Here is a 13,582-nt window from a genome sequence, read left to right on the forward strand (position 1 = left end):
GGAGTTGAAAAAAGATGTGGCAGAAACCGTGCTGGCCAATCGCCAGGCGTGGTTAAACGGTGCTTAGAGACCGTTGAGCAATTGCAGTGCTAACTGAGGTGAGGCTTGCGCCTGGCTGAGCATTGCTGTGCTGGCCTGGCTGATGATCATGGAGCGGGTCATTTCTGAAGTTTCGACGGCGAAGTCGGCATCCTTGATGCGTGAACGCGCAGCGGACAGAGATTCGACGTTGACCTCGTTGACGCGGGTGGCCGCTTCCAGGCGGTTCTGCTGGGCACCCAAGGTCGCACGTTGTTCGTTGATGAATCCCAGTGCTTTGTCCAGTGAGACAATGGCCGAATTGGCGTCCAGTGCGATATCAAGATCGGTCAAGCCTAATGATTTTACGCCGGCAGAGGCGTTGCCAATGCGAATGACCTGGCCACTGTTGGCGCCAACCTGCATGGCAAAAAATTCGGTGGGACCTTTGTTTTCAAATATCTCAAACGGCCAAATAACGTTGAAATTGGTTGGATTTGGACCGCCAATTTCACCGTCGGGAATGACCGTCTCTGCGGTGAGGATGGCACCGCCATCGGCATCGAATCCGCCGATCGCTCCGGTATCTGTGTTGGTCAGGGCCGCGTCGGTGACGATACCGCCAACGCCAGCGCGGAAGGCAGTTTGGAATGCCGTATAGTCAGCATAGCCACCGCCGGTGCTGTTGAGGGCCGTTAGTAGATCCGCGCCGCCGTTTAACTGCCCCATAACAGCAGCAATGCCGCCGGCGGACGTGGCATGAATATAGCGCGCGGCCAAGTAGCCTACGGAATAGTCAACACTGCCGCCTCCCCAACCTGCAGTCAGGTCCACGGTTGTGGCCAGGTTGGCGGCGTAGTTCGAGCCTATGGCAGCCGCAGCAGCATCACCCAGTACGCGTTCATCGGCACCATGGATAAGTTCAGCAGCCCCCTCCATGAACCACGTTGGTATCAAGGTGGTGTCTGTTTGGTCAAACATCAGCGCATGTACCATTTCATGGGCGATGATGCGATCGTTGTAGAACGGAGCAGTGCCGCCGTTGGGCAGGGTCGGATTCTGGAAGTCGGCCATGTCCACTTGCAGGGTCAGATTGGTGACGTTACCAACCCCTGCAGCAACTCCCGCAGTGACGCGGGCCAGGGTACCACCAGCACCGTCGGTGAAGGTGGTCAGGTCTACGGTAAAGTCGCGGTTACTGGCGGTAAGGCCAAAATAGGTTTCAATACGCTGGGCGGACTGTTCCAGCCAGACATTGGCCAGGGCATTGACTACTCTGACCTCGGGTGAACCCTCGTCCATGGCATTGAGCTGGGCTTTGCCACCCAGCAGTTTTACGCCATTGAACTCGGTGGTTTTGGCGATACGATCAACTTCAGCCTTCAATTGTTTGACTTCTTCCTGCAAGGCTTTGCGGTCGGTCATCGACAGCACGCCCAAGTTCGCGCCCTGCACGGCCAGCTCGCGCATGCGTTGCAGCATGTTGGATACTTCAGTGAGCGCACCTTCGGAGGTCTGCAGCATCGAAATACCGTCATTGACGTTACGGATGCCCTGGGTTAGACCTCGGGTTTGGGTGGTCATGCGTTCGCTGATGGCCAAGCCTGCTGCGTCGTCTTTTGCAGAGTTAATACGCGCACCACTAGACAGCCGCTGCAGAGCAGTCGCCAGACTGCCCTGGTTGTTGTTGGCGACGCGCATGCTATTGAGCGCGAACAGGTTGGTGTTTATTTTCACCGTCCGTTCCTCTCGATAGCACTGCTTTTAGGCACGTAATAAACCATTGGCCACGCAAATTGAGTTATGGTCCTGTGTCGGGTAACGGCCACACAAAATGAAATCTTCAGACATTTGCTAAAAATTATCTAGAACAATTCAATCGCTTAAGTGAGGGAATTTAAGAATTGTCTATATTCAATGCGGTGGAGCATGCGATAATCCTGGCTAAATATTCTGCTTGCCATAATAAGAATAACGATGGAGGAGCCTATGAGTCTCAATAGGGTAATCGCTGTGATGTTGTCTGTACTGTTGCTGTCGGCCTGTGGTCTGACCGGGCAACAGCGCTGGGCCGCCTATGAGGTCGACGTGCGGGTGATGGCCGACGGTAAACCGGTGAGCGGCGCCAGTGTTAGCTACATGGATGAACAAGTGACGACCGACGAAAATGGCTTGGCCAAGTTACGCTACATGGTTCGGGGTGTCAAAGTGGTAACTGTTTCCGCGCCCGGTTGGCTGACGGTTCAGCAGCGCCTGGCTGTGCCGGTGCCCACTCAGCAGCTCGTAGACATTGAGCTGACTGAGCCTAACACTGGATTTGCTTCCAGCATCTTGCTCAACAATTAAGATACCGAACCTTGGCATTTGAACTCATCCGACGATTGGCCGATGGCCGCTTTGTTTCTGGCGAAGAATTGGGGCAGGCCCTGGGGATTGGCCGCGCCGCCGTCTGGAAGCGCCTAAAAAACCTCGAAAATTACGGACTGGAAGTACACGCGGTTCAGGGCAAGGGCTATCGCCTGAGCGAGCCGCTGGAACTGCTCGATCAAACGCGTATCACCGAACACCTCACCCCTCAGGCGCAACAGGCCATTGGCAAGTGGCACCTGCTGGAAGAAATCGACTCTACCAACGCTTACCTGCTCAAGCGCCCCTTGCCGGGAGTGCTGCAAGTGGCGTTGGCCGAACACCAGACCCAAGGCCGAGGCCGGCGGGGGCGTCCGTGGATTTCACCGTTGGGGCGCAACATCTATCTTTCGCTCAGCTGGACCCTGGATGGGGGCATTAATCAGGCCGAGGGTTTGAGTCTGGTCGTTGGCATGGCCGTGGCGCGTACTCTGGGACGGCTGGGACTGATGGATGCCGGCATCAAATGGCCAAACGACATTCACTGGCAACAGAAAAAGCTGGGCGGCATCCTGCTGGAAATGGCCGGTGAGGCCGGTGGCCCCTGTCGCCTGGTGGTTGGCGTAGGCTTGAATGTCAAAATGGCCGAAGGCCAAGATCAGCAAATTGACCAGCCTTGGGTTGATCTCGCCACCATCACGATGGGACAGCCTCCGTCGCGCAACAAACTGGCCGCGATGTTGCTTAATGCATTGATAGAAGTTTTACAGGAATATCAACAACATGGCATGGCAAAGTTTCTGGTGGAGTGGCGGCGCTACGACCTGGTTTCCGGGCGTGAAGTCAGCCTGCACCTGCCGGATCGCGTTGTGACTGGCTATGCTCAGGGAATCGATGAAACGGGAGCGCTGTTAGTGCGAACGGAGCAGGGCGTGCAACGATTTGTGTCTGGCGAAGTCAGTCTGCGTTACTGATGAGCACGCTACTCATTGATTTAGGCAATACCCGATTAAAGAGCGCTTGGCTTCGCGACGGACGGCTGCAGGATATGCAGGCCGTTGTGCATCACGGTCAACCGCTAACGTATGGACTGGAGTCGCTGTTGCAGCACCCGCCCGAGCGAGTGCTGATCAACAGCATGCTGGGCGATGCCATCAGGCGGTCCATCCAACAGCGACTGGATGAGCTAGGCATTCCCGGTTTCTGGGCCAGCAGCCAAGTGCAACACGGCGGACTGCGCAATGGCTATCAATTGCCCGAACGGCTGGGAAGCGACCGCTGGCTGGCGATGATCGCCGCCTGGCAGTCGCACCAAGGGCGGCCAGTGTGCGTGGTTTCGTGCGGAACCGCTGTCACCATTGATGCCATCGCTGCGGATGGACAGCATCAGGGCGGGATGATTTTGCCCGGTGTCCAGATGATGCAACACAGCCTGTTGCAGGGGACGCAGCAGATAAACCTGGATTTACAGACTCAACCACTGCAGTTGTTTGCCCGAAATACCACCCAGGCGGTGCAATCGGGTTGTCATTTCGCGATCGTGGGAGCGATACGACAAATGCTCGAAGGTTTGGTGACAGATGCCGAGCAAACGGTACAATGCGTACTGACTGGCGGTGACGCCCAGGCCATCGCGGAATTGCTGACTTGGGGCGAGGTGGAATACCGGCCGCAACTGGTGTTAGAAGGATTGGCCATCGTCGGCCAAAACAAGTGATAGGCGCGCATGCTCAATAGACTCAAATTCATAAGCATTGGATTGTTAGGACTCAACCTGCTGTTGTCGGGGATGTTCATGCTGGGCGACGCTCCACGCGCGGCGCAATCTGACGTACAACCCAATGTAGGGCGCATCGAACTACTGGAAGAAGCGATGCGTGACCCGGATTCGCTGGAGTTTGTCAGCAAAAAAGAAGCTCCACCGGCACCAGCAGCTCCCGCACCGACGGCAAATGCGCATGACAGTGCGCCGCCCGCCGCGCATCCCCCTGCCGTCGCTCCAGCGGCCAATGTTCATGCCGCAGCGCCGCCAGTACACGCAGCACCACCAGCACACGCACCAGCGACAGAGGCGAAACATGCTCCGGCCAAACCGGCGCCAGCCAAGCCCAGTGCCCCGGTGGTTGCCCAGGAACAATTCCCTGTTGATGTGCCCGAATCGGTCTGCTTCCGCGTCGGCCCACTGCGCAGCCAGCAAGACACTGACGGGCTGATCAAGGATCTGGCCGAAGTGAAGCTCAATGCGGTGATCGCCAGCAAAGACAAAGGCGAGTTTCTTGGTTACTGGATTTACCTGCCGCCCGAGCGCAGCATGGCACTGGCGCGTCTGAAGCTGGAAGAACTCAAAACCAAAGGCTTCACCGACGTTTTCCTGGTGCTCACCGACGAACCCCAGCGTGCCATTTCGCTTGGTGTGTACCGCAACAAACTGGCGGCACAAAAGCGTCAGGAGGAATTCCGCAGCCGTGGCTATGAGGCCGAGCTGACCATGCGCTACAAACGCCCACCGGAAATCTGGTTAAAGATCGAGTCCGACAGCCAAACTGCTCCGGATAAAGACGACTGGAAATTACTGCTGAAAAACTACAAAGACGTAAAGTACGAAAAATCAGGCTGTTAGATGATCAATTTGTCAGCAATCGGCTATTGCCTGAGGCGGTTGATGTCACTATAATACCGCCACTTTCGCCGGTATAGCTCAGTAGGTAGAGCAACTGACTTGTAATCAGTAGGTCCCCAGTTCGATTCCGGGTGCCGGCACCATACAAAACAAAGACTTAGCTCAAAAAGCTAGGTCTTTTTTTTCGCCAAATGAAAAACATCTGTTCTGTAGTGCACTACGTAGTGCACTAAATGAGTTGCTGGCAGATTGGTCATGTTTGGGTTGTTCCTAGTTGTGAGCTAGTATTTGGCCTACTGGGATAAATTTTCCCTATCTCAAACAAATTTCTCGATTTTCTCCAATTCCTTACCTTCATTAAGACGCTGCGCATTTTTTCTTTGCCTCTAGATTAATATTTAGTCATATAGCGTGAGTGGTGGTTATCAGTGCTTGTGATAACTGGGATGGTAATCCCTCTATTTTTAACGCTGCTCAAAAATAGAGATTACGCCGCCTCCGCGAGCTTCTGACATATTCCTTTCAAGGCCGCATGAGGCCGTGGTGATCCATAGGATAGCGGAATAGTCTATATTTTCTTCTGTAACAGGAAGGGGAGTTTCGTGGATGGAATTTTCGATTTTCTAGGTTTGCATTTAATACGGAATGAAATGGTAATCATTTATGGTTGAGGTTCCCAAGTCATAAAATGTGTGTATGATTGTTTTCAATAAATTGTCTTGCTATGAGGAAATGTCAGCTATGAAGCCGAAATATGATGCTGAAAAAAGGTTTTCTATGGCAGTCAGTCATCATGAGAGGGGGAGCTATTCTCAAGCCGGGGAAATATATAAGGACTTATTGGGTAAATTTCCCGCCAATGCCATGCTTCTGCATTACTATGGTTTGCTGATGCATCATACCTCCAATAATGAGCAGGCTGTCAATTATATGGAGAAATCATTAAGGGTTGATTCTTCCGATGCGGAGGTTTGGTATAACCTCGGCGTTGTATTGCAAGAAATGAAAAAGTATGAAAAAGCCATTAATGCTTATAAAAAAAGTGTAAGCATAGATCCAAAGCGAGTGTTGGGATGGAATAATCTCGCCGAACTATATAGGAAAAATGGTGATGATAAGCTGCAGTGGGAGGCATTGCAGCGCGCAGTCGAGATCGATCCGAATTGTGCTCTGGTTTTAAACAGTATTGCACTCTACTACCGATACAAAGAAAAATATGAGGACTCTGAAGTATATGCGAGGCGTGCTTTGGCAATAGAGCCAAAGATGTGGCAGGCCTATATTCATATTTATTTCTCATGTGTTACTGATGGTCGATATGAGGAAGCCATCGAGGCATTGGAGTCGGCGCTTTTACTCAATTCTTCGCTGGCAGCCGAGCATTCATGCGTTCTTATGAGCAAACACTATTCAGGAGAGCTCAGTCGAGAGGATACCTTTTCAAGGCATTTGAAATGGGCCAAACAGCACGAGGCACCTAGAGTGAGTTCATGCGTAGGTCATGCTAATGAGCGCGATCCCAATAAGAGACTGAGAATTGGATATTTATCTGGTGATTTTCGCGAGCATTCAGTCGTTTATTTTTTCCTACCGTTGTTTCGAGGGTTGAAGGAAAGGAGGGTTGAGCAGTTTTGTTATTCTAACTTGCGCAAGCCTGATAGGATTACAAAAATGCTAGAGCATGAGGCGGATGGTTGGTGTGATACTAGCGATATGGATCCTGAAGACCTGTCGCGTAGAATAAAAGATGACGAAGTTGACATCTTAATCGATTTGGCAGGTCATTCCGCAAGTAACAATCTTTTGGCGTGCGCCTATAAACCTGCTCCGATACAGATGACATACTTGGGGTATCCTGATACGACTGGGATGGAAACCATTGACTACAGAATTAGCGATGGCTGGGCGGACGTTGTCGGAGATGGCGATAAATTTTGTAGTGAGCATTTGTTGCGGGTTGAAGGCGGTTTTCTTTGTTATCAAGCTGCGAGTGAATGTCCTGAAGTTAGTGATCTTCCCGCGCTAAAAAATGGTTTTGTAACATTTGGATCATTTAACAATCCCGCTAAATATAGTGATAAGTGTATTTTCCTGTGGTCTAGAGTATTAAAGGCTGCTCCTGGCTCTATGCTAGTCATCAAATATCGTGGCGTGACGGATCATGGTTTGAAACAGCGGCTGCTGGAAAGATTCCAGCGTTACGGCATCTCTTCGGAGCGAATAACGCTGTATGGCCATGCGGGATCTTATGAGGAGCATATGGCAATGTATAGCCTGGTGGATGTCGCTTTGGATCCTATTCCTTACAATGGAACTACTACCACTTGCGAAGCATTATGGATGGGAGTGCCTGTTGTCGTGCTGGAGGGGGATAGGCATGTTTCGCGAGTCGGCGTCAGTTTGCTGAATAGCTCCGGATTGTCGAACTGGATAGGAGCCACCGAGGATGAGTATATTCAAAAAGCTATTCAGTTGGCAGAGAACAAAATCGAGTTGGCGGGTATTCGGGCTGGGCTTCGAGAAAAAGTCGCAGACTCCATGCTAACGGACAGCGATGCTTTCGCAGAGAAATTTTCACAAATTCTGAGAAAATCATGGATGCAATATTGTAACGAAGGTGATCATGAACTAAGGGCCCCGGTAGAAGGTTAGGTATCTGGTGGTATAGAGCTATCACTAGTACTGTCGTTGGGTGATGTAGGCTCTACTTCCTGTTAGGAAAGCGACCGATTCGCACAACAGACGGCTCTCCGACGAGCGGAGTGCTTTTATTTTGGCCAATTTTCTTTTTAAACCCCCTAGATTGGCTGTTTATCAGCAAAACAGTCAATAATTCACCATCCCTCTCTAACGCGTCCCATGCCTGTGGTATATTTACGGCAATTAAATATTTTAACCGTAATTTTTGTGGGGTTTTTAATGAGTGCAAAAGAGCTACATGTAATTTTTATCCGCCATGGCAGAACCACGGACAACGCCAAGGGCGTTATCTCTGGTGGTGTGGCTGATCCTGATTTGGTGCCTGAAGGTCGGGAACAGGCCAAAGCGTCGAATGTTGTTTACAAGGCGCTGGCGGCCAAAGGTCTGGTCAATGACAACACCAAGGTGTTCACCACGGACCGTACCCGCGCTGTCGACACGGCAAAATTCTTCACTGGCCGCGCCAATGGCGAGAACTTCACCATTGATCAGCGCCTGCTGGAGCGTCTGCTGGGCGATTGGGATAGCAAGCTGACCGAGCGTCTGCAGAAAGAAGTTAAAAAAATTGACGGCTTCTCACCACCCAATGAAGAAAAGCCTGCTGCGCACAAGGCACACGTTGAAGAGTGTCTGGATCAGCGCATCAAGGAATCCAACGGCACGCCCTTCATCATCGTTTCTCACGGTGGAACGACTCGTCGCATCGCGGCCTATTTCGGTATTGAAGAAGGTCTGGAAGTGCAAAATGCCGTTCCTCACCATGCCGTTTCCAAAGACGGCGGCCAGACCTGGGTGGTTAAAAAATTCCGAGTCGATGAAGCTGGCCAGTTGCAGGAAGAAGTGTTGCCCAAGGAGCTTCCCAAAGCAGCAAGCAAGGCCAGAACCATGCAGAGCATCCTGGAAGAACATGCGGCAAATGCAGTTCTCGCCGGTGGTGTTTTGACGATTAAAACTGACATCAGTGACGATGCCAAAAAAGCACTGGCCGACGATTTGGGCCAACTGCTGATTGGCAAGCATTACAAAGATGAAAAGTCGGTTGTGGTTGAAGGCGCAGCGGTGATCGTCAAGCTGGACAAAGTGCAGACAGAAATTCTGCAAACATTTGCCAAGCTGAAAGGCATGCCAATTTCAGCCAAGTAATTTGCGGCTGAAGTTGAAAAAAAAAGGGGGAGCTTAGGCTCCCTTTTTTTGTGGGCGCCGGGATGGTGGGGGTTCACGGTGCGAGGTCATTCGTTACGATCAGACTATTCGGTTTGTTATATTGAGCGATGATTGATTGTTTGCCATGATCATGCAGGGACATTTTCTGTAGAGGTTCAGATGATTTTTGCCAAGCGTGTTTTCTTTTGGTCGGGAATTTATGGGATCGTTGTGCTGCTGCCAATGTTTTTTCTGGAGCAGAAGATCGGTATCGATTTTCCACCAGCGACCAATCATCCCGAACAATATTATGGATTCATCTCTGTTGCGTTGGCGTGGCAGTTCGCGTTTTTAATTATCGCCAGTGATGTGAAGCGATACCGTCCGCTAATGCTTCCTGCCATGGCAGAAAAGTTTTTGTCAGCAGGCGCGGCAATCTGGTTGTTTGCCGTAAACCGTATTGATGCAATGACCTTGGCACCATTTTTAGTGGATCTTGTGCTAGGTATTCTTTTTGTTGTCAGCTATGTGCTCAGTTCTGAACGGCGTGCTCGATAGGGGATAAGTTCATCATTCGATGAGAGAATCGGCATGTTCCTTAGGTCGGTGATGGTTGTGCAAATAAAACTGCCTCTACGATTCATACTTAAATACCGGGTAATTTCTTGCGCAAATTGGCCGCTAACAAGGGTGGTAAGAGACTTTGCTGTCTAATCGGGTAGCGAAGTTTTCTTCGGTAACTTTTGTGTGAAAACAACTTGTTATTTGGCGTTGCCAGGAGGTTTTTTATGGCCGGTGGAAATGCAGGATTTGCCCTTTTCTTATTGCTGTTTACAGTTGTGTTGTTTGTTGCGCTGCCATTGTTGGCGTGACGAATTTATCAGCCCAAAAAAAAGGGAAGCCTAGGCTTCCCTTTTTTGTTGCTGCAAATGTGCTTAGGCCATTTTGGCTTTGAGCGCATTGATGAGGTCGTCCAGCGGCAGGTCGGCACCGTCGCCATCGCGGCGGCGTTTGTATTCGACCGTGCCGGCATCCAGGCCACGCTCACCTACCGTCAAACGGTGTGGAATGCCGATCAGTTCCATGTCGGCGAACATCACGCCGGGGCGTTCGCCGCGATCGTCCAGCAGTGCATCGATGCCGATGGCTTTCAGGTCGTTGTAGATTTTTTCTGAGGCTTCGCGCACGCGTTGCGATTTGTGCGCGTTCATCGGGCAGATGGCTACCTGGAATGGGGCCAGGGCATCGGGCCAGATGATACCTTTGTCATCGTGATTTTGTTCGATGGCTGCGGCAGTGACGCGCGAAACACCAATGCCGTAACAGCCCATGGTCATGACGACGGCTTTGCCGTTTTCATCCAGCACGGTGGCGTTCATGGCTTGGCTGTATTTTTTGCCTAACTGGAAAATGTGGCCGACTTCGATACCGCGTTTGATCAGCAGTGAGCCTTTGCCGTCGGGGCAGGGGTCGCCGCTGACGACGTTGCGGATGTCGGCGACGATGGGCTCGGGCAGATCGCGGGCCCAGTTGACGCCGGTCAGGTGCTGGCCATCGACATTGGCACCGCAGACGAAGTTGGCCAGATGCGCGGCGCTACGATCGGCAATGACGACGATGTTGTCCAGACCAACCGGACCGATGGAGCCAGGTTTGCAGCGGCAGGCTTTGAGGATTTCCGCCTCGCTGGCCAGGGTGAAGGGTGAGGCCACCTGGGCGAGTTTTTCGGCTTTGATTTCGTTGAGTTCGTGGTCACCACGCAGCACCAGGGCAACGACGGTGTTGTCCACGCCTTTGACCATCAGGGTTTTGGCGGTTTGTTTGGCGTCGATTTTCAGGAAACTGCTGACTTCCTCAATGCTGTGCTGGTTGGGGGTGTCAACGCGGCTTATGGCGGCGCTGGCGTCGGGGCGCTGGCCGGCCGGGGCCAGGGCTTCAGCCATTTCGACGTTGGCGGCGTAGTCGCTGCTGTCGGAGAAGGCGATGTCGTCTTCGCCGGAATCAGCCAGCACGTGGAATTCGTGCGAGCCGCTGCCGCCGATGGAGCCGGTGTCGGCGATGACGGGACGGAAGTCCAGTCCCAGGCGGGTGAAAATATTGCAGTACGCCTGGTGCATGGCGTCGTAGGTGACTTGCAGGCTGGCCTGGTCGATGTGGAAGGAGTAAGCGTCCTTCATCAAAAATTCGCGGCCACGCATCAGACCAAAGCGCGGACGAACTTCGTCGCGGAATTTGGTCTGGATCTGGTAGAAATTCACCGGCAGTTGTTTGTAGCTGCGCAGCTCCTTGCGCGCCATGTCGGTGATGATTTCTTCGTGGGTGGGGCCGTAACAGAAATCGCGATCGTGGCGGTCTTTAAAACGCAGCAGTTCGGGGCCGTATTGCACCCAGCGGCCGGACTCTTGCCACAGCTCGGCAGGTTGCACCGAGGGCATCAGCACTTCCTGGGCACCGGCCTTGTCCATTTCGTCGCGCACAATGGCTTCGGCCTTGCGCAACACCCGCAGGCCCATGGGCAGCCAGGTGTACAGGCCGGAGGCCAGACGGCGGATCATGCCGGCGCGCAGCATCAGTTTGTGGCTGATGACTTCGGCGTCGGCGGGGGTCTCTTTGACAGTGGCAATTAAAATCTGGGAGGCACGCATGGGCCAGTCTTCCTTATATGGATATATTGATTTACGCAGTTGGCTGCGAAGTATAAGTATTCTGCGGCGGGGATGGTAGAGCGGGCCTGTGTTTTCTCGTGTGACGTGTTAAACTCGCCAACCTTGAAGCCTGAAACAAGGATATTCCATGGGAGTCAGTGCGGTCTATCCGGGGACCTTTGATCCGATTACCAACGGTCACATTGATCTGGTGCATCGGGCCTCGCGCCTGTTTGATAAAGTCTACGTGGCAGTGGCAGCCAGCCCCGGCAAAAAACCGATGTTTACTCTGGACGAACGCGTGGCCATGGCTCGTCTGGTACTAGGCAATCTGAACAACGTGGAAGTGGTGGGCTTCAATTCGCTGCTGGTGGAATTTGTCCGCTCGCTGTCGGCGCAAGTGATTATCCGCGGTTTGCGGGCGGTGTCTGACTTCGAGTTTGAATTTCAACTGGCGGGTATGAATCGGAAGCTGGATAGCAGCATCGAAACCGTATTTCTGACTCCGGCGGAGAAGTATTCCTATATTTCGTCCAGTCTGGTACGCGAAGTCGCCAGTTTGGGTGGGGATGTGCGCGATTTTGTCCATGAAAGGGTCATGGCTGAATTGCAGCTCAGAATGAAGTAAGATCGCTGACAGCTTTAAGAAATTGCGTGAAATTGGAGTAACCCCATGGCTTTGATTATTACTGACGAGTGCATTAACTGCGACGTATGCGAACCCGAGTGCCCTAATGGTGCCATTTCTCAGGGGGATGAGATCTATGTGATCAACCCCAACCTGTGTACGGAATGTGTAGGCCATTACGATACGCCACAGTGCGTGGATGTTTGTCCGGTCGATTGTATTCCCAAGGACCCTGACCACGTGGAATCGCGCGACGAACTGCAGGCCAAATACGAAAAACTGCAGGCCATGGCCTGATCAGATTTGTGTCTTGTGCTCAGAAAAGCCCCTTACCGGGGCTTTTTTTATGCCTGAAAAAAAATAAGTTTTCACGGTGTTTAGCGGACCTGGGGATTGGTCGACATCTAGGACAGACACCCAGGAGAGTAATTATGGAATTCGACGAAATATTGCCCAAAGATTTCAGCAGTTTTACCCCAGGAAAAATTGCGACCTACATTCAAATTGAACAGCGACTGCAGGACATTGGCGGCGGTGGTCAAAAAGGCATGGAGTACAAACAGACGGTGCTGAAGCAGGCTGGCTGGAAGTACGACCGGCTGACGGGCTACGCCAAGAACCCAGAACTGGCGGCGCAGGCGTTTAACCGGGTCCGAGCCGCGATGCGAAGTTGTGAGGACAGGGATGTGTTGCTGGAGAAAATTATTGCCTTGGCGGCATAAAAAAGAGGGGGCGGGGGAGCCCCCTCGAACGTTTCACCTGCGTGTTTGGAGGGGAGGGCAGGTGAAGACAATTACATCCCGCCGCATGAGGTAGGCCCGTGGTCACGCAGGATGTGGATTAATATTATTGCAAATGATAATCATTATCAATACTGAATTCAGTCTGGGTTCAGTGAATCTTGCGTAAGCTACACTGAAACTGAGCAAAACGATGGGTTGGCGCAAGCGGAGGTGACCGGTGAGAAGATGGTTGTGTGGCGTAATGTTGTTGGGGGCGATTCCCGAAGTGGCGTTGGCGGACTCCTCGGCCCTGTGGCATCCACAGGCATCATTGCTGGTGGCGGCAAGCAGTTCCTCGGCAACCGAGGCTCCAGCGGCGGACGCGCCAGCTTTCAAGGGGCGCATTATCACCGCGAACAGTTTGCATAAATACCTGGGATTGGGATCAATGCTGGCGGCGACGCTGGCGGTGATGTCACCCAAATCCGAGGATACCAGTGGCCCTCATTACCAGTTTGCGCATGCTGCCGCCTATTTGGGGGCTGGCGCGGTGGCTACCGGTGTAGCATTTCACCTGACCGACTTGCGGCTAAGTTCCGGGCTGCAAGACCCGGATAATCAGCACGCTCTGCTGGGCTTGTTGGGTACGGGCGGTTATTTTGCCGCCATTGACACCGCGCCTGGTGGGGCGCATCCCACCTATGGCATGGTCGGCTATACCAGCATGGCCCTGGCCATCAAGCTGACCTGGTAAGGAGAG

Annotated in this window: 13 protein-coding genes and 1 tRNA gene; 12 read left to right on the forward strand and 2 right to left on the reverse strand. The window is 52.6% G+C overall.

Translation table 11 applies throughout. The features are described 5' to 3' along the window. Nucleotides 1–63: 63 nt before the first annotated feature. Nucleotides 64–1,755 (reverse strand): flagellinolysin, encoded by a 1,692-nt coding sequence (locus OEW58_09985; GenBank protein MDH5301680.1) that lies wholly within the window; start codon nucleotides 1,753–1,755, stop codon nucleotides 64–66. 252 nt (nucleotides 1,756–2,007) lie between these two features. Between OEW58_09985 and OEW58_09990 the strand changes: the two genes are divergently transcribed. The 8 genes from OEW58_09990 to OEW58_10025 all read left to right on the forward strand — a co-directional run bounded on the left by OEW58_09990 (nucleotide 2,008) and on the right by OEW58_10025 (nucleotide 9,385). Next, on the forward strand, nucleotides 2,008–2,364 hold the full coding sequence (locus OEW58_09990) for a carboxypeptidase-like regulatory domain-containing protein (GenBank protein ID MDH5301681.1): 357 nt from the start codon (nucleotides 2,008–2,010) through the stop codon (nucleotides 2,362–2,364). Nucleotides 2,365–2,375: 11 nt separating this feature from the next. Then, the gene (birA, locus tag OEW58_09995) at nucleotides 2,376–3,338 is read left to right on the forward strand and encodes a bifunctional biotin--[acetyl-CoA-carboxylase] ligase/biotin operon repressor BirA (protein MDH5301682.1); all 963 of its coding nucleotides are present in this window, start codon (nucleotides 2,376–2,378) and stop codon (nucleotides 3,336–3,338) included. After that, a complete protein-coding gene (locus OEW58_10000) occupies nucleotides 3,338–4,081 on the forward strand; it encodes a type III pantothenate kinase (protein ID MDH5301683.1) in 744 nt (247 codons plus the stop codon). Before birA ends, OEW58_10000 begins: the two co-directional genes overlap by 1 nt. A 9-nt stretch (nucleotides 4,082–4,090) precedes the next feature. Beyond that, the gene (locus tag OEW58_10005; protein ID MDH5301684.1) at nucleotides 4,091–4,984 is read left to right on the forward strand and encodes a hypothetical protein; all 894 of its coding nucleotides are present in this window, start codon (nucleotides 4,091–4,093) and stop codon (nucleotides 4,982–4,984) included. A 67-nt stretch (nucleotides 4,985–5,051) separates the two neighbouring features. Then, nucleotides 5,052–5,127, forward strand: a tRNA-Thr gene (locus OEW58_10010). Between the two features lie 598 nt (nucleotides 5,128–5,725). Beyond that, entirely contained in the window at nucleotides 5,726–7,636 is a 1,911-nt protein-coding gene (locus OEW58_10015) for a tetratricopeptide repeat protein (GenBank protein ID MDH5301685.1), read from the forward strand. A gap of 267 nt (nucleotides 7,637–7,903) precedes the next feature. Next, nucleotides 7,904–8,827, forward strand: a complete 924-nt coding sequence (locus OEW58_10020) for a phosphoglycerate mutase family protein (GenBank protein MDH5301686.1) — start codon at nucleotides 7,904–7,906, stop codon at nucleotides 8,825–8,827. A gap of 180 nt (nucleotides 8,828–9,007) precedes the next feature. Continuing rightward, nucleotides 9,008–9,385: a hypothetical protein gene (locus tag OEW58_10025; protein MDH5301687.1), complete on the forward strand. Its 378-nt coding sequence runs from the start codon at nucleotides 9,008–9,010 to the stop codon at nucleotides 9,383–9,385. A 377-nt stretch (nucleotides 9,386–9,762) separates the two neighbouring features. Here OEW58_10025 and OEW58_10030 read toward each other — a convergent pair whose 3' ends face one another. Beyond that, nucleotides 9,763–11,472 carry a proline--tRNA ligase gene (locus tag OEW58_10030; GenBank protein ID MDH5301688.1) on the reverse strand — a complete coding sequence of 570 codons (1,710 nt, stop codon included), beginning with the start codon at nucleotides 11,470–11,472 and terminating at the stop codon, nucleotides 9,763–9,765. Between the two features lie 148 nt (nucleotides 11,473–11,620). Between OEW58_10030 and coaD the strand changes: the two genes are divergently transcribed. The 4 genes from coaD to OEW58_10050 all read left to right on the forward strand — a co-directional run bounded on the left by coaD (nucleotide 11,621) and on the right by OEW58_10050 (nucleotide 13,576). Then, nucleotides 11,621–12,100 (forward strand): pantetheine-phosphate adenylyltransferase, encoded by a 480-nt coding sequence (gene coaD, locus OEW58_10035; GenBank protein MDH5301689.1) that lies wholly within the window; start codon nucleotides 11,621–11,623, stop codon nucleotides 12,098–12,100. 45 nt (nucleotides 12,101–12,145) lie between these two features. Next, on the forward strand, nucleotides 12,146–12,397 hold the full coding sequence (locus OEW58_10040; GenBank protein MDH5301690.1) for a YfhL family 4Fe-4S dicluster ferredoxin: 252 nt from the start codon (nucleotides 12,146–12,148) through the stop codon (nucleotides 12,395–12,397). A 134-nt stretch (nucleotides 12,398–12,531) separates the two neighbouring features. Next, nucleotides 12,532–12,822 (forward strand): hypothetical protein, encoded by a 291-nt coding sequence (locus tag OEW58_10045; GenBank protein ID MDH5301691.1) that lies wholly within the window; start codon nucleotides 12,532–12,534, stop codon nucleotides 12,820–12,822. Between the two features lie 238 nt (nucleotides 12,823–13,060). Then, nucleotides 13,061–13,576: a hypothetical protein gene (locus tag OEW58_10050; GenBank protein MDH5301692.1), complete on the forward strand. Its 516-nt coding sequence runs from the start codon at nucleotides 13,061–13,063 to the stop codon at nucleotides 13,574–13,576. The last annotated feature ends 6 nt before the right edge of the window (nucleotides 13,577–13,582 follow it).

The organism is Gammaproteobacteria bacterium (assembly GCA_029884425.1).
Classification (GTDB): domain Bacteria; phylum Pseudomonadota; class Gammaproteobacteria; order S012-40; family S012-40; genus JAOUHV01.

Excerpts from the sequence above, each read along its gene's own strand:
- OEW58_09990 (MDH5301681.1), top strand. The coding sequence starts at position 2,008 with ATGAGTCTCAATAGGGTAATCGCTGTGATGTTGTCTGTACTGTTGCTG.
- OEW58_10000 (MDH5301683.1), top strand. The coding sequence starts at position 3,338 with ATGAGCACGCTACTCATTGATTTAGGCAATACCCGATTAAAGAGCGCT.
- OEW58_10005 (MDH5301684.1), top strand. The coding sequence starts at position 4,091 with ATGCTCAATAGACTCAAATTCATAAGCATTGGATTGTTAGGACTCAAC.
- OEW58_10015 (MDH5301685.1), top strand. The coding sequence starts at position 5,726 with ATGAAGCCGAAATATGATGCTGAAAAAAGGTTTTCTATGGCAGTCAGT.
- OEW58_10020 (MDH5301686.1), top strand. The coding sequence starts at position 7,904 with ATGAGTGCAAAAGAGCTACATGTAATTTTTATCCGCCATGGCAGAACC.
- OEW58_10025 (MDH5301687.1), top strand. The coding sequence starts at position 9,008 with ATGATTTTTGCCAAGCGTGTTTTCTTTTGGTCGGGAATTTATGGGATC.
- OEW58_10030 (MDH5301688.1), bottom strand. The coding sequence starts at position 11,472 with ATGCGTGCCTCCCAGATTTTAATTGCCACTGTCAAAGAGACCCCCGCC.
- coaD (MDH5301689.1), top strand. The coding sequence starts at position 11,621 with ATGGGAGTCAGTGCGGTCTATCCGGGGACCTTTGATCCGATTACCAAC.
- OEW58_10040 (MDH5301690.1), top strand. The coding sequence starts at position 12,146 with ATGGCTTTGATTATTACTGACGAGTGCATTAACTGCGACGTATGCGAA.
- OEW58_10045 (MDH5301691.1), top strand. The coding sequence starts at position 12,532 with ATGGAATTCGACGAAATATTGCCCAAAGATTTCAGCAGTTTTACCCCA.